Raw genomic sequence first — 16,796 nt, 5'->3', positions numbered from 1 at the left:
CCGTAAAGCTGACCCATGCCTTTGCTAGATTCAAGGCGTCCGAGCTGCTGTCTGCAGGCTTGGGCTTCGATTGAATCCACGAGGGGCGTGTTATGACTGTGGCACTGCGTGCGCTGCGAGCGCTTTCGAACGCCAGCTCACCTGAGGGGCTGAATCGTGAAGTCGGGCGGATCCTCCACGCGATGGGGGTGGACCATTGGGTCTACGCGATCAACCTGCCCCTGCTCAACGATCGCCAGAACCAGTTCACGCTCGGCGACTACCCGCCGGCCTGGGTCGAGCGCTATCTGGAATGTGACTATCTGAAAATCGACCCGGTGGTCGCTCACTGCCATGATCACGGCACGCCTTTCCTGTGGAGCGAGGCCCAGCTCCGCGCGCGCTGTGCGGTCGATCCGCACCACAACCTGATCCGGCGCATGTTCGACGAGGCTGATGAGGTCGGGCTGGGTGCAGGGGTGAGCATTCCGCTGCATGGCCCGGGCGCCTGCTGGGGCCTGATGTCCTTCACCGCGCCGAGCCGCCGCCGCGCTGAACTGGAGCGGCGTTTGCCCGAACTGAATCTGCTGGCGCACTACGCCCACGAAGCGGCACGGCCGTTTGCGCGCAGCAAAGCCTCCGTCACCCCTCCGGATCTGACCCGCCGTGAGCGCGAATGCCTGCACTGGGCGGCCGAAGGCAAGACCAGTTGGGAGGTCGGGCGGGTGCTCGGCGTCAGCGAACGCACGGCGATTTTCCATATCCAGAATGCCGCGCGAAAGCTGGAGGTCAGCGGTCGTCAGGCCGCTATCGCGCGTGCGATTTCGTTGGGCCTGATCAACCCGGCCTGAGCTCAGGTATTCGGAACCTCAGACCTGCGTCCGCGACCGCCGTGGCTCTGGCCCGCGGGCGTCGCGGAAACCGCAGGTGCTGCTCGCGGCTGCGCCGCGTATCGGTGGCCGAATGTGCGCCTTCGATGCAGCCGGATCAGGGCTGTCTGGACTCGGCATCGGCGGCTTCTGCGCGCACCTGATCGCGTGCTCATTCGTGCCGTGAGGAGCAGGACGCTCCGGCGCCCCGCGAGAACTTTCCGTGCGCCAGAACCGCCTGCGGCCCTGCATCCAGGCGGCTGCCATCCTGTCAGTTGCGCCAGCTGCAAGAACTGGCAGCTTCAGCGTCTGCTGACCCTCCGCACCTTCGCGGAGGAGAACGTAAATGATTGAGATCAGCATGGGCCGCGCCGGCGAAGGCGCACTGCAGGCGCACTTGATGGACAGCATGTTCCGGCTGCGCACCGAGGTGTTTCACCAGCGCCTCGGCTGGGATGTCCGGGTCGACAACGGACGCGAACACGACTGGTTCGATCTGATCGGACCACGCTACCTGGTTGCCCACTCGCGTGGCTCGCAGCCGCAGGCCCTGGGCTGCTGCCGATTGCTGCCGGCCAATGGACCCAACATGCTGCGCGACGTGTTCCCTCTACTGCTGGATGGAGCTGCCGCGCCCGCGGCAAGCGACCAGTGGGAAGTCAGTCGTTTTGCAGTGTCCGAGCGCTGCACCGAAGGCGGATTCGGCTTCAGCGATGTGCCCGCGGCGATGGTGGCGGCGGTGGTGGAGTCCGCGGCGCAGCACTCGATCAGTGCCTTGGTCGGGGTCACCAGCGCCGCCTTCGAGAGGATGCTGCTGGGCTTGGGACTCGACGTGCGCCGTCTCGGGCGAGCGCGACGCATCGGGCGCGTGATGAGCCTGGCCTTTGAGCTGCCGATTCACGCCGGCAACTTGCAGGCCATCGGTCGCTACGCCTTTTCAACGCCGGCATTGCAGGCCGCTTGAGGGCTCGCTGCCCGCAGCTCGGGAAACCTCCCGGCTGTGGGCAGCAACTCTCGGTTCAGGCGGGAACGCCAATCGGCTGCAGCGACGGGGCTGGTCGCAGCTCGATCCGCCTGAGAGTTTCGAGCGTTCCGTTCCAAAGCTGGTGGCGGGCGTGCAGTGCTTCACTCGCGGCCAGCCGGGCGCTTTCGAGGCCGAACGGGTTGCGATCCAACTCGCGGTGGATCAAACGTGCGGCGGCCGGCCCATGGCTGTCTGCATCGAGCTCGATGTGCCGCTCCAGGTAGTAAACGAATTGCGGCGCCGCCGAGCGCGCCAGGCCCCAGCGGTCGAGCAAACCCTGGAACATCGGCGGGATCACGTTCTCGCGGCCGTACAGGAAACTCGACATCACCTGCAAACGGCTGCCGTTGAGCGCGGTATCGAGCGTCTTGCTGACGAATTCGCGGACGAACCACGGAATCTCCTCATCGGCCAGCGCGAGGCTGAGCATCTCGCCTTCGCGAAGTGCGGACAGGAAGCGATCAAAGCACTGCGTGCTGGCGCCGACTTCGCGCATGGCCGCCAGGTACAGATCCAGATGGCTGGCCGGAATGCCATTGGCGCCGACGTCGCTCTCTTCACCCAGCACGATGTCATTGATCAGGCGCGCTGCCTCCGGGTCGGCGGGCGGCATCCACGGCAGCTCGGTGCAGGTCAGCTCACGCTGAAGTCGCTTGACCAGCGACATGAAATCCCAGACGGCGAACACGTGGATCTGCATGAACGCCTGCAGATGCTCGCGGCTGTTGAGGGCGCTGAACACAGGGTGCAACTCAAGCCCGGCGCGCAGTTCCCGGATGTCCGGGGTCAGAATCGGGTCGGGCTTGCCGGGGGCATGACTGGATGCGCTCATCGGGGGACTCCTTTCGCGGCTCACAGTGGAAGGTCGCCACCCGCGTCGCGGGTGGATGCAACGGCTTCAAGTGATCGGGCAGGCGACAACGCGGCTGAGCCGAAGGCTCCGCACACGCCCCTGGGTGTCGCCACGAGCGCCCCGAGCGGGCGCCGAGTCAGCCGCTACAGCGGCTGGTAGAGCGGGTAGAGGTTGGCCTCTTCGCGCTGGATGCGTTGCGACAGCAAGCCGCCTACGACGGCGTAGTCACGCAGAAAGGTCTCGCGCGAACCGTCGTTGAAGGGCGCGCGCTGGTACTTCTTCACGAAATCGACCACGCCGCGCGCGATCGAATTCATTTCACGGCGGAAGCTGCGGATCAGGGCGAGGTTTTCCTCGTCGCTGGCCAAGCTGTTCTCGACATAGTTGTAAAAGCGCACGTTCTCGGCGATGACGTGGCTTTCCAGCCCGGTCTTGAACGCTATCAGAAGCGCCGGCAACTCGTTGAAGCGGCCGCGCTCGGCGGTTTGGCCGATCTGCTGGAACAGCTCCACCAGGCTGTGATGGTCGTGCTTGAGTGATTCAATCAGCCGAGAGTCGTAGGCCGGTGCCCGAGGCGCAGGCGATGCTGAAGCGCCCGGCGTGGCGCGCGCCGGCGGGGCGGCGGCCGCGGTGTCCTGTCCAATCCAACGCTTGATGAGGTCGAACATGCCGGCATTCTCCTGCAGATAAAGCCTAGACGGCTACGAGAATGAACATTAGCGCTCGCGCAACACGCGCCAACAGCTGCCGGATCTTGCAGGGTGAAGGAATTCACATAATCACAGGGCCGGCGTCCATCGAGGCGGACGCCGGCCATGCGTTGCAGCGATCAATGGCTGTGCGCAGTGCCTGACTTCGGGCAGTGGCAGGGAGCGGTCGGGCCGTACTCCAGGCCGAAACTGCGGCCCTCGCCATGGCGCTGCCAGTAGAACTGCGGCGCCGGAGCGTTCCCCCCACCGACTTCGGCCATGTCCTGGGCAAGATCGAACAGGCGCCCGCCGACCATCACCATCGAGGTGTCGATGCTGTGGCGGATGTCTTCCAGCGGGTTCGAATTCAGCACCACCAGATCAGCCTTCTTGCCGGCTTCCAGCGAGCCGAAGTGTCGGCCCATGCCGATCGATTCGGCCCCATCGATGGTAGCCGCGCGCAGCGCTTCAAAATTGCTGAAGCCGCCCTGGGTCAGCATCCAGATTTCCCAATGTGCGGCCAGACCTTGCAGCTGGCCGTGGCCGCCGATCTGGATCCGCACACCGGCGTCGCGGAGGGTCTTCAAGGCCTTGGCGACCTCGATGTGGTAGTAGTCCCAGTCCGGCGCGATCTCGCGGCGGATCGAGCGGGCGTCGAGGGTTTCGCGCGGGAAGAAGCGGTTCAGGCGCGGCTCTTCCCACACGTTGTCGCGGCTGTACCACCAGAACTCGCCCGACAGGCCGCCGTAGCTGACCACCAGGGTCGGCGTATTGCGTACCTTGGTCGCTGCCCACAGCTGCACCACGTCGCGGTACAGCGGTGCCACCGGCAGGTTGTGCTCCACCGTGCTGGCGCCGTCGATGATCATGCTCAGGTTGTGGAAGAAGGTGGAGCCGCCTTCCTCGACCACGCGCATGCCGAGCTCGCGTGCGGCCTGGTTGACCTGCTGGCGCTGGTCGCGGCGCGGCTGGTTGTAGCTCTTCACGCTGAAGGCGCCATGGGCCTGCATGCGCCGCAGGTGCGAGCGCGCGTCATCGAGACTGTTGATCACCGCTTTGAAGTCGCCATCAGCGCCGTACAGGATGGTGCCGGTCGAGAACACCCGCGGGCCGACCATCGCGCCGGCCTGCACCAGTTCGGCTTGGCTGAAGACGAATTCGGTGGTGGCGGAAGGGTCGTGCATCGCGGTGACACCGAACGCCAGGTTGGCGTAGTAAGCCCAGTTCTGCTGTGGAACCACCCCCTGGCCGAAGTGCGCGGCGTGTGCGTGGGCATCAACAATCCCCGGCATGATCGTTTTGCCGGTGGCGTCGATCACGCGCGCGCCGGCCGGCACCTGCACCTCGCTGCGCGGGCCGACCGCGACGATACGGTCGCCTTCGATGACCACGGTGCCGTCCTCGATCACGTCCTCGCGGTTCTGCGCATCGCGCATGGTCAGGACGCGCGCGCCCGTGAAGGCGACCCGCTGCTGCGGGCGGTACACAGGCACCTCAAGCCCGACCTCGATGCCGCGCGCGTCTTCGGGTTTGGGTAGGTCTTTGGGTGCACCGGGCAGGAAGGCGAAGCTGTCGGTCAGTGTGCGGCTGAAGTACTGCCTGCCGACCATCCAGTGCAGGGCCTGGCCGTCTCCGGTGCCCGACCAGTGCAGGTAGCTGCCGACGTCCTGGCTGATCCGGGTCACCGGAATCGCCTTCGAATCTTTGCTCAGCTCGATGCTGCCGCCGGTCTGCGGCAGCGGCGCGACGTAGGCATTGAACAGTTCGGTAAAGGCCACATAGCGGCCGTCCGGCGACAGGCTGATGCTGTCGGCGTATTTCAGATTGAACACCTCGCGCGGCTCTTCGCCGTTCAGGCCGACCGACATCAGCTTTTTCGAAATGCCCCCGCCAGTCATGTAGTAGACGCGCGTGCCGTCGGCCGAGAACTGCGGGCTGTAGCCTTCGCGCGCGACCCGCGTGGGTTCGCCGCCGGTGGCGGGCACCCAGAAGATGCCGCGCTCCTGCGCCCACAGGCTGCCGGTCAGGCCGGAGCCGGCGCTGCGCGCGTACACCACCTTGCTGGCATCGGGCGAGAAGCGCGGGCCGTAGTAGAAGCCCGGGCGCAGGCTCAGGCTGCGGCGCTCACCGCTGGCGAGGTCCAGCGCCAGGATCTCGCCGAGGTTGGCGTCGGTCCAAGTGGTGTAGAGCAGCTGCCGGCCGTCGGCGCTGAAGCTGGGCTCGTACTCGGCTGATTCCGCATCCGAGGTCAGACGCTGCGGCGTGCCGTTGGGCAGTGCACGGCGGTAGAGCTTGCCGACCGCGTGGAAGATCAGCTCGCTGCCATCGGGGCGGGTGGCGACATCGCGGATCATCTGCGGCGCGAAGTTCGCCCCGGGCAGGCTGATCTGCGGGTCCAGCGCTTCGATCACGGTCTGCTCGACCTGGGCGGTGAAGGGAATCTCGCTGGCCTGGCCGTCTGCGGCATTGACCCGCCACAGCCCGCCCTGTGCCCACACCACGATCGCGCTGCCGTCCGGCGTCCAGTCGAAGCCGGGATAGGGGCCGAAGATTGACCAGGCCTCCTGTTGGTCGTGCGAGAGGCCATCCCACAGCGGCCGGCTTTCGCCGCTCAAAGTGTCGAACACGTGCAACACGGTCTTGTCGCGGATGCGCTTGACGAAGGCGATGCCGCGGCCGTCCGGCGCCGGCTGCGGACGCACCGCGCCGCCGGGGCCCTCGATCAGGGTCTTGATCTCGCCGGTTTCGCGGTCGAGCTGGCGGATCGCGTAGATGCCGTCGTGCGGGTTCTTGTTGTACTGAAAGAGCGGTCCAGCGGTCATGTCCTCGCTGAAGTAGACATAGCGGCCGTCGGGGCTGATCGCCGGCTCGCCGAGGTCCTGCTGGTCATTCTTCTGTTTGGTCAGCTGCAGGCCGGCGCCGCCGGACCTGTGCCAGATCCACAGCTCGCCCGCGCCCAGCGAGCGCTGGCCGGTGAAATGCTTGCGGGCAATCAGGTAATCGCCGTCCGGCGTCCACACGGCGTTGTTGGTCAGGCGGAAATCCTCGGCAGTGACCTGGATCGGATCACCACCCGCCAGCGGCTGACGCCAGATGTTGTTGCCGCCGCCGCGGTCGGAGGTGAAGCTGACTTCGCGGCCGTCGGGCGAGAATCGGGGCTGCACGTCAAAGGCCGGGCCCGAGGTCAGGCGCTTGGCTTCACCGCCTTCGATCGGCAGCAGGTACAGATCGCCGAGCATGTCGAACACCAGCTGGCGTCCGTCGGGACTGATGTCCACGCTCATCCAGGTGCCTTCGTCGGTGCTGAAGCTCACCTTCTGGGTCGGGCCGCGCAGCTGGTTGACGTCCCACTTTGGCGCGTCGTCCTTGGGTTTTGCGGCAAGCGCAGGGCTTGCGGAGGCGCCGGCCAGGCACAGGGCCAAGCTGGTGATCAGGGTGAGGCTTCGCATCAGGGAACTCCGAGGGCTGGCGCGCCAACGCCGGCGCGAGCGTGCGCGGATGGTGAAGGCCGGCTGCGCCGACGTCATCTGCCAGAAGTCGGCGCGGCCTGAGCCGCTAGACTTCGCCCATGACTACCGAATTCCACGCCAGCGCCCAAGCCTCGCAGCTGGGCAAAACCGTCGACTACGCCGACACCTTCGATGCGACGCGCCTGTTTCCGATTCCGCGCGCGGCCAAGCGCACGGAACTCGGTATCGACACGCCGCTGCCGTTCGTCGGGGTGGACATCTGGAACGCGTGGGAGCTGTCCTGGCTGGATTCCCGCGGCAAACCGCAGGTCGGCGTCGCCGAGTTCCGGGTGCCGGCTGACTCGCCGTGCATCATCGAATCCAAGAGCTTCAAGCTGTACTTGAACGGCTACAACCAGGAGCGGCTGGACAGCGCTGAGACCCTGCGTGCGCGTCTGATTGCCGACCTGTCGGCCGCCGCCGGTGCAACGGTTGGCGTGCGCCTGAAGTCGCTCGATGAAGCCGCTGCCGAGCCGATGGCCGAGCTGCCGGGCTTCTGCATCGACAGTCTGGATATCGACATCGACCACTACGGCCCGCCGCGCCCGGAATTTCTCAGCGCCAGCGATGAGGTGGTTGACGAACTCCTAGTGTCGCGGCTGCTGAAGTCCAACTGCCCGGTCACCGGCCAGCCCGACTGGGCCAGCGTCCAGCTCAGCTACCGCGGCCCGCGCATCGATCGCGAAGGGCTGCTGCGCTACCTGGTGTCGTTCCGCCGCCATGATGATTTCCACGAGCAGTGCGTGGAGCGGATCTTCATGGACATCAGCCGCCGCTGTGCACCCGAAAGCCTGACCGTCTACGCGCGCTACACCCGCCGCGGCGGGCTCGACATCAATCCTTGGCGCAGCACGCTGGGTGGCGAGCCCGCGAATCCGCGCGGGGCGCGGCAGTAGGTCGCGCCGGCTGGCGTAAACTGCGCGCCGTGCTCGATCAACTCTGTCTGCACCCGGCGTGGCGTCGCCGGCATCTGCTGCATCGGGAATCCCCATGAAAAACAAGAGCGAGATCGTTTCAAACTGGCTGCCGCGCTACACCGGCGTGGCCCTTGAGGACTTTGGCCAGCACGTTCTGTTGACCAATTTCGGTGGCTATCTGGATGTGTTCGCGCGCTTGACCGGCGCCGAAGTGGTGGGCCGCGATCGGCCGATGCCCAGCGCCACCAGTGATGGCATCACCATGGTCAACTTCGGCATGGGCAGCGCCAACGCCGCCACGGTGATGGACCTGCTGTCGGCCTACGGCCCGAAGGCGGTGCTTTTTCTCGGCAAGTGCGGTGGGCTGAAGAAAAAGAACCAGCTCGGCGACCTGGTGCTGCCGATCGCGGCGATCCGCGGCGAGGGCACCTCCAACGACTACCTTCCACCGGAGGTGCCGGCGCTGCCGGCATTCGCGCTGCAGCGCGCGGTGTCGACGATGATCCGCGATCTTGAGCACGACTATTGGACCGGCACGGTGTACACCACCAATCGCCGGGTCTGGGAGCACGACGAAGAATTCAAGGTCTATCTGCGCAAGCTGCGCTGCATGGCGATCGACATGGAAACCGCGACCATTTTCGCCGCCGGTTTCGCCAACTCGATCCCCGCCGGTGCTCTGCTGCTGGTGTCGGATCAGCCGATGATCCCGGAAGGGGTGAAGACCGAGGCCTCCGACCGCGTGGTCAGCGCCAATTTCGTCGAGAACCATATCCAAGTCGGCATCGAGGCGCTGAAGCTGGTGCGCCGGCACGGCAAGTCGGTCAAGCATCTGCGCTTCGACAGCTGACAGAGCCGCGCTCGGCTTGACTCAGTCTGAATCCAACAGGAAATGGAATGCGATCACGTCCGGGCTGTCCTGCCCGGGGGTGAATCGCGTTCGGCACAGAAAGTTCTGCGGGGTACGCTGTCCGCCTTCGCCGTCGACGCTGGCGATCACCCGCAGCTCGAACACGCTGTCCTCGATTGGGGTGATCGTCGCCAGGCTGGCTGCGGAATCGATTTCGAAGCTGCGCTTCTGCGCATCGCTGTAGGTGCGGTTCTTTGCGGTGGCCGCAAGAACCGATGCCGAACAGGCGTCGAAGCTCAGTTGATCTGTGCTGGTGACGCAGCCGGTGAGGCTGGTGCAGACGATGAGCAGGGCGGCCCGCAGTCGCATTTTCGTTTCCCTCCGGAATCTTGTTCTGTGACGCGGGGCGGCTCGCGAACCGGCTGCCGCGCATCCAGACCACACTGACGGTGGTATTCCATTTGTGCATCCTGTCACAGGTTTTGCAAGCTCTACGGGCAGCGGACGCGCGAACGGTTCAAGCACCAAGGCGTGCGTAGCGGTATCTCGGCCGCGCGGCGTGCATGGGCATCGATCAGATGCCTGCGGCAACTCGGTCGCGCAGAGGCGATCACCGCACGCTGCGCCCGCAGGCGTAGGCGATCCCACGGCGCGCTCGCCGGGCCGGGCTGCAGCCTCGGCTGCGATCAGCGAGCGCTGCAGCCGGCGGAATGTCGCGCGGCAACTCAGTAGCGCGGCACCGAAGGATCGATCTGCTGCGACCAGGCCTCGATGCCGCCCTCGACATTGAACAGCTGGCGGAAGCCCTGGCCGCGGAAGTGCTCGGCCGCGCGCGCGCTGGAGATGCCGTGGTGGCAGAGAAAGGCGAGCGCGGTGTCCTTCGGCAGCGACTCAAGTCCGCCGACCGTGGTTTCATCCAGCACCCGGTGCGGGTGCGGAAACTGCGCGTACTCGCGGTCCGATGCCGGGCGCACATCGATCACGGTGATGTCGCCCGCCGCCACCCGCGCGGCCAGTTCCTGCACGGAGAGGGCCTGCACAGCAGCCGGTGCGTTCGGGTTCCGGATCGCCAGACCGGCGCCGCGTACGTCTTCCACCCAGTCGATTTCCAGGCCCTTCGCGCGCTGCGCCGAGGCCAGGTCGAAGTGCACGCGCACGCCTTCGGACTCGGACACGATTTCATTGCCGGCCACCGGCTTGAGCTGGAACTGCGCGTTGAAGCGGCCGTCGATGGCCATGTGCAGGGCCAGGCCGGGGCCGCTGTCGGCCATCGCCGAGCGGATCGCCTCGGCGGCTTTCGGGGTGACCGTGATCGGCGGCGGGCTGCGGTCGGGCGCGCTGGCGCCGAACAGGCCATGCAGCTCGCCGCTGTTCAACATGCCCTCAATGATGTCGCTGCCGCCGACGAGCTCGCCGTCGACATACAGCTGCGGGATGGTCGGCCAGCTGCCAAAAAGCTTGATGCCCTCGCGGATCTCGCCGTCTTCCAGCACGTCTACGGTGTGAAAGGTCTCCACCACGGCCTGCAGTGCGCCGACGGCCTTGGCCGAGAAGCCGCAGCGCGGCGCTTGGGCATTGCCCTTCATGAACAGCACCACGCGGTGCTCGGACAGCAGGTTTTCGATGCGGGTGCGCAGGGCGGGTTCGAGCGACATGGCGGTAACCTGGGGACGAAGAGGCCGGTGAGTTTACCGGGTGTGGGGTGGCGGCCTTGTTTTCAAGCGCGCTGGTGTGGCCTGCGCTGTCTCTTGTCGCCCACCGTCGCTGATAGCTGTCGACCCCTCGCTCGGCAAAAACGCGCTTGCGCTGAAGCCGCGCCCGCCGGGCCGCACCGCGCATGGGCCGGATCTGCGCGCCTGCAGCGGAGCGGGCACTTGCCGCTGTGGATGGTGGCCTGGTGTGTCGGCTGTAGCCTTGCCTGGGCGCGGTGGGGCGCTTGAATCTGCGCTGGACGTGTCGGTACGGCTTCAGGCGGCGCGCTGCCGGGCCGAGATGACGTCGGCCAGCTCGACCGACAGCGATGAGAACGCCAGATCGACCGAGGCCGAGGCGAGCACGCCGCTGGCTTCGCTGCAGCCGATGCGGGTGCGGTGCTCGCTCCAGTGCAGCAGCTCCATGCGGCCATCGAAGTCTTCGGTCAGCGCGGTGCAGTGTTCGACCCAGTCGCCGTCGTTCAAGTACACGATGCCGTCGAACTCGCGAATGCCGCCGAAGTGGATATGCCCGCAGATATGGCCGTCCACGCCGTGCTCGCGCGCGGAGTTGACCACTCGCTGCTCGTACTGGTGGATGTACAGCAGGGCCTGGGCGATCCGCGATTTGGTGATGATCGACAGTGGCAGGTAGGCCAGGCGCAGCCGTCGGCGCAGCCGGTTGAAATTCCGGTTGGCCCAGAGCATCAGCCGGTGCGCGGAATCGCCGATCCGGATCAACCAGCTGCGGCCGATGTGTTCGGGGTCGAACTCGTCGCCGTGTGCGACCCGGTAGCGCCGGCCGTCGGCTGCGACGTGCACAGCGGAATAAGCCACCTCGATGCCTCCCAGCCGTTGCCCGCAGAAGGCGCGCATCGGTGCGTCGTGGTTGCCGGGCAGGTACACCACCCGTGTCCCGCGGCGGGCCAAATCCACCAGCTCAGCGATGATCGCGCTATGGCTGGGCGGCCAGTAGGGCCGGATCGCCAAAGCTTCGAGGTCGACGATATCGCCGACCAGATACAGGGTCTCGCAGCGGGTCTGGCGCAGGAAATCAAGCAGGTACTGCGCCTGGCAATCCGGCGTGCCGAGGTGCACGTCGGAGATGAAAACAGTGCGGAACTTGAGGACGGACATCGCACGGCCCTGCACAAGTGCGTTGCGAAAGCATCCCTTGGCTTGCCTTCACTGGCATGGCGGGCGTGTGTCGGTGAGGTGACACCGTCTGTCAGCGTTTGCGGGAGCTCCGCTGAACCGGTATTCAATTCAGCGACAGTCCTCGCCGGGCTGAGGCCGAGCCCCCACTAGCGAAAGTTCCGCGGCAGTCGCACTCTTCGCATCGGGCGGACGACCGGCAGCGGCGGTCCGTCATGTAGTCCGCAGCGCTGTCGACTTCGCCCAGTGCGCATCCGCGCAGGAGCATTCGTGATCCATCCAGCCAGTGAGCTGCGTTTCATTTCAGCCGAAATCGGCTACGGCGTATTCGCCACCGAGTTCATCCCACGTGGCACCTTTCTCTGGGTGCTCGACGCCTTCGACCGCATCCTCAGCCCGGCCGAGCGCGATGCACTGCCGCCCATGCTGCGCAGCGTGGTCGATCGCTACGCTTACCAGGCGCCGGACGGCGATTACGTGTTCTGCTGGGATTTCGGCCGTTACATGAATCACTCGTGCGCGCCTGCCAGTCGCGGTCTCGGCGATGCCTTCGAGATCGCCGTGCGCGACATCCAGCCAGGCGAGGAGCTGACCTGCGAATACGGCACCCTCAACCTGATCGCGCCGATGGCGTGCGGCTGCGGCGCATCCAATTGCCGCGGGGTGATTCGCCGTGATGACGCCGAGCACTACTTCGAACGCTGGGACGCCGAAGCCCGCGCCGCCTTCACCCTGGCGGCCTCGGTGCCGCAGCCGCTGCTGCCCTACGCCAAACTCGGGCCGCGCGATCTGCCGCTGGTGGCCGCGCTGGAGACGGGCGCCGAGGTGACATTGCCCTCGGCACGTGGCTACCACCGCGCCGTGAGCGCGCCATGATCCATCCGGATACCCGTTTGATCCGGGTCGACGACACTGTCGGCGCCGGCCTGGTGGCGACCCGACGGATTCCACGAGGCACCGTCACCTGGGTGCAGGACGCGCTCGATCGCGCGATCCCGCAGGCGCAGATCGATGCCTTGCCTGCGGCCTATGCGCCGCTGGTGGATCGCTGGACCTTCAGCGACGGGCGCGGCAAACGGGTGCTGTGCTGGGACTTCGGGCGCTATCTCAACCACAGCTGTGCGCCGAACTGCGGCGGCAGCGAGTACGGCTTCGAGCTTGCACTGCGCGACATCGCCGCCGGTGAGCAGCTGACCAATGACTACGCCACCCTGTTTCTGGGGCCGACCGAAGGCTTCGACTGCCGCTGCGGGGCGCCCAACTGTCGGGGTGCGATCAGCCATCTGCAGGTGCCCTCGGCGGTGCAGGGGGTGCACGATGGGCTGATCGCCGCCTTCGCTCAGATGGACCGTGTGCGCCAGCCGCTGGCTGTGCTGCTTGATCCCCTGCGGCTGGCCGCCGTACGCGAAAGCCTCGGCTGCCCGAGCCCGCTACGGCGCGCGCGTACCCGAAACACGCGCCGCGCCGAATCGGCGTAGCGCGCTGTCGGGTTGCCTCACACCCAGGCGGCGACCATCACCCGCTTGTGGTGCACCAGCTGCTCGTAGCCGTCGGCCGGCACGGGCAGCACCTCCACGCGCGAGAACCCGATGCGCTGCAGGATCCACAGCAGCGCCTCCAGGCTCGGCACCAGACAGATGCCGGTGGTGCTGGCCTCGGGGCCGTGGGTTTCGCCGGTCTCATCAATGATGCCGAAGCTGCCTTTCAGCGGGCGCACAAACCGGTAGCTGCCGTAGTCGACCCAACCGGTCTGGCCCGGCACGATCTGGGTTTCGATCACGCACAGCTTGCGGGTCAGCGCGCGCGCCACGCGCAGGGCGCCGACCGGGTTCTCCAAGTGGTAGATCAGGCCGAAGCACAGCACCAGGTCGTGCACGCCGAGTGCGGCGGTGTCCAGTGCGTGCACGTCGCTCTGCACGACATTGATCTGCGGCAGGTTCAGCGCATCGCGAATCAGCCGCGAGTCATCCACATGCTCATCGCGCGCATCGACGCTGAGCACCTTGCCGAAGCCGGCCGCGGCCAGCTGCACCGAGAACCAGCCCTGATGACAGGCCAGATCGACCGAGCTCAGCTGCGAGCGATCCCCCGCAAACTCCTGCGCGATCAGCGCGTCGAGCATCTGCGAGCGGGTGTGGTGGATCGAATCCAGCACGCCGCCGTCATAGGTCGGCGTGGTCGCGCCCGAGGGCAGCTTGAACGGATAGAACCAGGTCTTGGCGAGGGCGCGGGATTCGAGTTCGGACATGGAAGGATCATCGGCGAATGGCCCGATAGTCTAGAGGAGTGCGGTTGCAAGCGAGAAACCCGACGATAAGCAGCGGCGCAGTGAGCACGCGAGCCCGAGCGTCTCACCGAGCCGCCATAGGGTGGGTCTTGATCCACCGAAGCTGCGCGGTCATCGGGTCGCAGAGACAAGCAACGATTGACCTCGGACATCGCCTGCCCGACGTGATCCGTTTGGGGCGAGGTGCAGTGCCGGTGGGTCAAGACCCACCCTATGCGGGTATCGAAGCGTCTTCGCGCATGAGGCCTGATTCTCTGCTCGCAGCGGCGTCTACCGCCCCCACCACGCCCCCGGAAAGTACACCCCGGGCGCCGGCCGTTCGCGGAACACTTCGTGACGGAAGCGGAACAGTTCAGCCGGGCGGCCGCCGGTGGCGTGGTCAAGCCGGCCGGTGCCTTCGACCAGGCCGCCGGCTTCGATCAGGCGGCGGAAGTTCTGCTTGTGAACGCGCGCGCCGGCCAAGGCCTCGACGGTTCGCTGCAGATGGCCGAGGGTGAACTCGGGCGGCAGCAGCTCGAACACTACCGGCCGGTACTTGAGCTTGCCGCGCAGGCGACCAAGCGCGGTCGCCAGAATGCGCCGATGGTCCATCGCCATCACCCGGCCCGAGCCCGGCGCCGGCTGGCCTTCGCCGCGGTCGCGCAGAGCCTCGCCGACGGCGCCGGCTTCCCACAGCAGTTCGTAGCGCTCTAGAGTGCGCTCCGGATCCCAGGGCGCGGCGTCGAAGCCGAACACCAGATCGGCACGCTCGCGCCTGCGCTTCTCGCGTCCGCCCCAAGCGTAGAGATGCGGCTTCAGGTCACGGTCGATCAGCGCTGGACGACCGGCGCGCCAGTCTTCCCAGGGCAGGTAGGCGTACCAATCCGACCACTGCGCCGGCAGCTCACTGGGCAGTGGCTGCTCGCGCACCAGGGCCAGGTATGCCGTAGACACCACCCGAGCACCGAGCTCGCATTCGCGCGGATCACGCTCGCGGTCGCCGAAGGTGTAGAGCTGTTCGACGTAGCCGAGCGGGAATCCGGTCTGCTGCTCGACCCAATCGCGGACGCCGCGTTCGATGGTCTGGTGGCGGGCGACATCCAGCGGCCCCGAGGGCAGGGCATCTTCGCCTCCAGATTCGCGCACGGTCAGCACCCGCGGCGCTTCGTCGGTCACCGCGATGATCGCGGCTTCGAGGCTGAGCAGCAGCAGGGTGGGCGCGGTGGCGGGCATGGGCGCGGAGTATAGCGGCGGCTGCGGGCGACCCTGAGTCCGCAGCGCGAAGCGCGGGACATCGATCGACCGACATGGAGATCGCACGATCATCAACGATCCGGCGGACCCGCTCTGTCGAGTCCCGGCGGCTGTGGCAGTCTCTGCGCCCATGCAATCGCCTCTCGACACTCGCATGCGTGCCTTCCTGCAGGCGCGCCGTCAGCACCCCGCCTGGGTGCTGCTGGCGGCGCGGCGTGGGCCGCTGGTGTTGGCCTGCCTGAAGACGCTGTTCGAGCAGGCCGAGGCGCGCGAAGGCGTGCTGTGGGAAGACGCGCTGGACAGCCTGGCGCGCGCGCTGGCCGAGCAGGGCAACGATGCCGAGTTGGCCGCCGAGGACAGCGATCCGCAGGCCACCGCGCGGCGCGAGCTGCGCGACTGGATCAAGCGCGCGCTGATCATCGAGCGCGACGGCCGCATCCACGCCACCGATGCGCTGGAAACCGCGCTGCGATTCGTCGAAAGCCTGGACGGCCGGATCATGACCTCGACCGCCTCGCGGCTTTCGGTGGTGCAGCGCGAGATCGAGCGCCTGGAATCCGGCCTGAACCCGGATGCTGACGCCCGGCGGGCACGACTGCGTCGGCAGATCGCCGAGCTCGAACAGGAGCTGGCCGCCGTCGACGCCGGCCAGGTGCCGGTGCTCGACCCGGCCACCGCAGTCGAGGGCATCCGCGAGGTCTATACGCTTGCCATCGGCCTGCGCGCGGACTTTCGCCGCGTGGAGGACTCCTGGCGCGAGGCGGACCGCGGCCTCCGGCATGCGATCGTGCAGCAGGAGACCGGCCGCGGCGCCGTGGTCGACAGCCTGCTGGACGGCCACGACAGCCTGCTGCAGACCGCCGAAGGGCGGGTGTTCCAGAGCTTCCAGCAGCAGCTCTCGCACAGCAGCGCGCTGGATGCGATGAAGCTGCAGCTGCGCAGCATCCTCAAGCATCCGCATGTGCAAGGGGCGCTCAAGCTGCCGCAGCAGCTGGAGCTGCGTTGGCTGGTAATGCAGCTGGTGCGCGAATCCAGCGCGGTGATCCGCGCGCGGGCCCGCAGCGAGCGCGATGTGCGCAGTTTTCTCAAGACGGGCCTGGCCGCCGAGCAGCACCGGGTCGGTCAGCTGCTGAACGAAGTGCTGGCACTGGCGACTCGGATCGATTGGCGCAGCCAGCGCGTGCGGCGCAGCCCGGTCGCGCTGCCGCCGCTGGGTTTTCATGCGGCCGGACTGCCGGCGGTGGAGCGACTGCGCTTCAAGTCGCTGGATGCGGAAGGTCGGCGTGAACTGGCCCTGCAGCAGCGTCGCGCCGATCTGCACGAAGTCGAACCCGAGTTCTGGGCGGCCTTCGATGGGCTTGATCGCGAAGCTCTGCTGCAGAACACCTTGGCCACCCTGCGCGCCAGCACCGAGCCGCTGGGCCTGCCCGCGCTGGCCGAGCGCCTGCCGCCCAGCCACGATCTGGAAACGCTGGCGCTGTGGCTGGGCATGGCGCGCGAGGCCGGCATCGAGTTTGGTGAAGGTCGTGAAACGCTTGAACTGGGTGATGACGGCGGCGGCTGGCGTTTCGACGTGCCGATGATTCGCCTGTCGACGCAGGCGTTCGAGGGCTTCGAATGGGAGACTTGAATCTATCCGACCTGCAACGCGCCCCGCAGCCCGCTGGCGCCAAAGCTGCGCTGTTCCGCATCTGCAGTCGACCGCCGTCGAACCCGTCCGCCTTGGCAAGCCGCGCTTGC

Annotated in this window: 15 protein-coding genes; 7 read left to right on the top strand and 8 right to left on the bottom strand. The window is 66.9% G+C overall.

The features are described from left to right. Positions 1-92: 92 nt before the first annotated feature. Positions 93-830: an autoinducer binding domain-containing protein gene (locus ACIQ7H_RS02695; RefSeq protein WP_395788115.1), complete on the top strand. Its 738-nt coding sequence runs from the start codon at positions 93-95 to the stop codon at positions 828-830. 364 nt (positions 831-1,194) lie between these two features. Continuing rightward, positions 1,195-1,812, top strand: coding sequence for an acyl-homoserine-lactone synthase (locus ACIQ7H_RS02690; protein WP_395788113.1), 618 nt, complete (start codon positions 1,195-1,197; stop codon positions 1,810-1,812). Between the two features lie 55 nt (positions 1,813-1,867). On the opposite strand, the gene ACIQ7H_RS02685 is transcribed toward ACIQ7H_RS02690, so the two are convergent. The 3 genes from ACIQ7H_RS02685 to ACIQ7H_RS02675 form a co-directional block, all read right to left on the bottom strand. Next, positions 1,868-2,704 (bottom strand): DUF3050 domain-containing protein, encoded by an 837-nt coding sequence (locus ACIQ7H_RS02685; RefSeq protein WP_395788111.1) that lies wholly within the window; start codon positions 2,702-2,704, stop codon positions 1,868-1,870. A gap of 164 nt (positions 2,705-2,868) precedes the next feature. Then, positions 2,869-3,393 carry a hemerythrin domain-containing protein gene (locus tag ACIQ7H_RS02680; RefSeq protein ID WP_395788109.1) on the bottom strand — a complete coding sequence of 175 codons (525 nt, stop codon included), beginning with the start codon at positions 3,391-3,393 and terminating at the stop codon, positions 2,869-2,871. Between the two features lie 161 nt (positions 3,394-3,554). Beyond that, positions 3,555-6,863: an amidohydrolase family protein gene (locus tag ACIQ7H_RS02675; RefSeq protein ID WP_395788107.1), complete on the bottom strand. Its 3,309-nt coding sequence runs from the start codon at positions 6,861-6,863 to the stop codon at positions 3,555-3,557. A 119-nt stretch (positions 6,864-6,982) separates the two neighbouring features. On the opposite strand from ACIQ7H_RS02675, the gene queF reads away from it, so the two are divergent. Together queF and ACIQ7H_RS02665 are read left to right on the top strand one after the other, a co-directional pair. After that, positions 6,983-7,819 carry an NADPH-dependent 7-cyano-7-deazaguanine reductase QueF gene (queF, locus tag ACIQ7H_RS02670; protein ID WP_395788105.1) on the top strand — a complete coding sequence of 279 codons (837 nt, stop codon included), beginning with the start codon at positions 6,983-6,985 and terminating at the stop codon, positions 7,817-7,819. 94 nt (positions 7,820-7,913) lie between these two features. After that, on the top strand, positions 7,914-8,690 hold the full coding sequence (locus ACIQ7H_RS02665) for an AMP nucleosidase (RefSeq protein ID WP_395788103.1): 777 nt from the start codon (positions 7,914-7,916) through the stop codon (positions 8,688-8,690). Between the two features lie 21 nt (positions 8,691-8,711). Here the strand turns inward: ACIQ7H_RS02665 and ACIQ7H_RS02660 are convergent, their stop codons facing one another. From ACIQ7H_RS02660 to ACIQ7H_RS02650, 3 genes are all read right to left on the bottom strand, one after another. Beyond that, positions 8,712-9,059, bottom strand: a complete 348-nt coding sequence (locus tag ACIQ7H_RS02660; RefSeq protein ID WP_395788101.1) for a hypothetical protein — start codon at positions 9,057-9,059, stop codon at positions 8,712-8,714. A gap of 356 nt (positions 9,060-9,415) precedes the next feature. Next, positions 9,416-10,345, bottom strand: coding sequence for a Grx4 family monothiol glutaredoxin (gene grxD, locus ACIQ7H_RS02655; protein WP_395788099.1), 930 nt, complete (start codon positions 10,343-10,345; stop codon positions 9,416-9,418). A gap of 312 nt (positions 10,346-10,657) precedes the next feature. Next, positions 10,658-11,518, bottom strand: coding sequence for a UDP-2,3-diacylglucosamine diphosphatase (locus tag ACIQ7H_RS02650; RefSeq protein WP_395788097.1), 861 nt, complete (start codon positions 11,516-11,518; stop codon positions 10,658-10,660). 288 nt (positions 11,519-11,806) lie between these two features. Here ACIQ7H_RS02650 and ACIQ7H_RS02645 point away from each other — a divergent pair, with 288 nt between their 5' ends. Both ACIQ7H_RS02645 and ACIQ7H_RS02640 read left to right on the top strand, forming a co-directional pair. Then, positions 11,807-12,412: an SET domain-containing protein gene (locus tag ACIQ7H_RS02645; protein ID WP_395788095.1), complete on the top strand. Its 606-nt coding sequence runs from the start codon at positions 11,807-11,809 to the stop codon at positions 12,410-12,412. Next, positions 12,409-13,014, top strand: coding sequence for an SET domain-containing protein (locus ACIQ7H_RS02640; protein ID WP_395788093.1), 606 nt, complete (start codon positions 12,409-12,411; stop codon positions 13,012-13,014). The genes ACIQ7H_RS02645 and ACIQ7H_RS02640 overlap by 4 nt, the downstream gene beginning before the upstream one ends. Before the next feature lie 17 nt (positions 13,015-13,031). Here ACIQ7H_RS02640 and ACIQ7H_RS02635 read toward each other — a convergent pair whose 3' ends face one another. Both ACIQ7H_RS02635 and ACIQ7H_RS02630 read right to left on the bottom strand, forming a co-directional pair. After that, positions 13,032-13,784 (bottom strand): class I SAM-dependent methyltransferase, encoded by a 753-nt coding sequence (locus ACIQ7H_RS02635; protein WP_395788091.1) that lies wholly within the window; start codon positions 13,782-13,784, stop codon positions 13,032-13,034. Between the two features lie 309 nt (positions 13,785-14,093). Next, complete coding sequence (locus ACIQ7H_RS02630; RefSeq protein WP_395788089.1) at positions 14,094-15,035, bottom strand: NrtR DNA-binding winged helix domain-containing protein; 942 nt, start codon at positions 15,033-15,035, stop codon at positions 14,094-14,096. A 175-nt stretch (positions 15,036-15,210) separates the two neighbouring features. On the opposite strand from ACIQ7H_RS02630, the gene ACIQ7H_RS02625 reads away from it, so the two are divergent. Beyond that, positions 15,211-16,686: a DUF3375 domain-containing protein gene (locus ACIQ7H_RS02625; RefSeq protein WP_395788087.1), complete on the top strand. Its 1,476-nt coding sequence runs from the start codon at positions 15,211-15,213 to the stop codon at positions 16,684-16,686. Positions 16,687-16,796: the final 110 nt, after the last annotated feature.

Origin of the sequence: Aquimonas sp. (assembly GCF_044377145.1) — a bacterium.
In the GTDB taxonomy this organism is placed as follows: Bacteria; Pseudomonadota; Gammaproteobacteria; order Xanthomonadales; family Xanthomonadaceae; genus Aquimonas.
Note: the sequence above shows the minus strand (reverse complement) of the source record. Positions and strands in the feature narration are given on the sequence as shown.

What these genes read in the sequence shown, in the direction of transcription:
- ACIQ7H_RS02695 (WP_395788115.1), top strand. Translation starts at nt 93, where the DNA reads ATGACTGTGGCACTGCGTGCGCTGCGAGCGCTTTCGAACGCCAGCTCA.
- ACIQ7H_RS02690 (WP_395788113.1), top strand. Translation starts at nt 1,195, where the DNA reads ATGATTGAGATCAGCATGGGCCGCGCCGGCGAAGGCGCACTGCAGGCG.
- ACIQ7H_RS02685 (WP_395788111.1), bottom strand. Translation starts at nt 2,704, where the DNA reads ATGAGCGCATCCAGTCATGCCCCCGGCAAGCCCGACCCGATTCTGACC.
- ACIQ7H_RS02680 (WP_395788109.1), bottom strand. Translation starts at nt 3,393, where the DNA reads ATGTTCGACCTCATCAAGCGTTGGATTGGACAGGACACCGCGGCCGCC.
- ACIQ7H_RS02675 (WP_395788107.1), bottom strand. Translation starts at nt 6,863, where the DNA reads ATGCGAAGCCTCACCCTGATCACCAGCTTGGCCCTGTGCCTGGCCGGC.
- queF (WP_395788105.1), top strand. Translation starts at nt 6,983, where the DNA reads ATGACTACCGAATTCCACGCCAGCGCCCAAGCCTCGCAGCTGGGCAAA.
- ACIQ7H_RS02665 (WP_395788103.1), top strand. Translation starts at nt 7,914, where the DNA reads ATGAAAAACAAGAGCGAGATCGTTTCAAACTGGCTGCCGCGCTACACC.
- ACIQ7H_RS02660 (WP_395788101.1), bottom strand. Translation starts at nt 9,059, where the DNA reads ATGCGACTGCGGGCCGCCCTGCTCATCGTCTGCACCAGCCTCACCGGC.
- grxD (WP_395788099.1), bottom strand. Translation starts at nt 10,345, where the DNA reads ATGTCGCTCGAACCCGCCCTGCGCACCCGCATCGAAAACCTGCTGTCC.
- ACIQ7H_RS02650 (WP_395788097.1), bottom strand. Translation starts at nt 11,518, where the DNA reads ATGTCCGTCCTCAAGTTCCGCACTGTTTTCATCTCCGACGTGCACCTC.
- ACIQ7H_RS02640 (WP_395788093.1), top strand. Translation starts at nt 12,409, where the DNA reads ATGATCCATCCGGATACCCGTTTGATCCGGGTCGACGACACTGTCGGC.
- ACIQ7H_RS02635 (WP_395788091.1), bottom strand. Translation starts at nt 13,784, where the DNA reads ATGTCCGAACTCGAATCCCGCGCCCTCGCCAAGACCTGGTTCTATCCG.
- ACIQ7H_RS02630 (WP_395788089.1), bottom strand. Translation starts at nt 15,035, where the DNA reads ATGCCCGCCACCGCGCCCACCCTGCTGCTGCTCAGCCTCGAAGCCGCG.
- ACIQ7H_RS02625 (WP_395788087.1), top strand. Translation starts at nt 15,211, where the DNA reads ATGCGTGCCTTCCTGCAGGCGCGCCGTCAGCACCCCGCCTGGGTGCTG.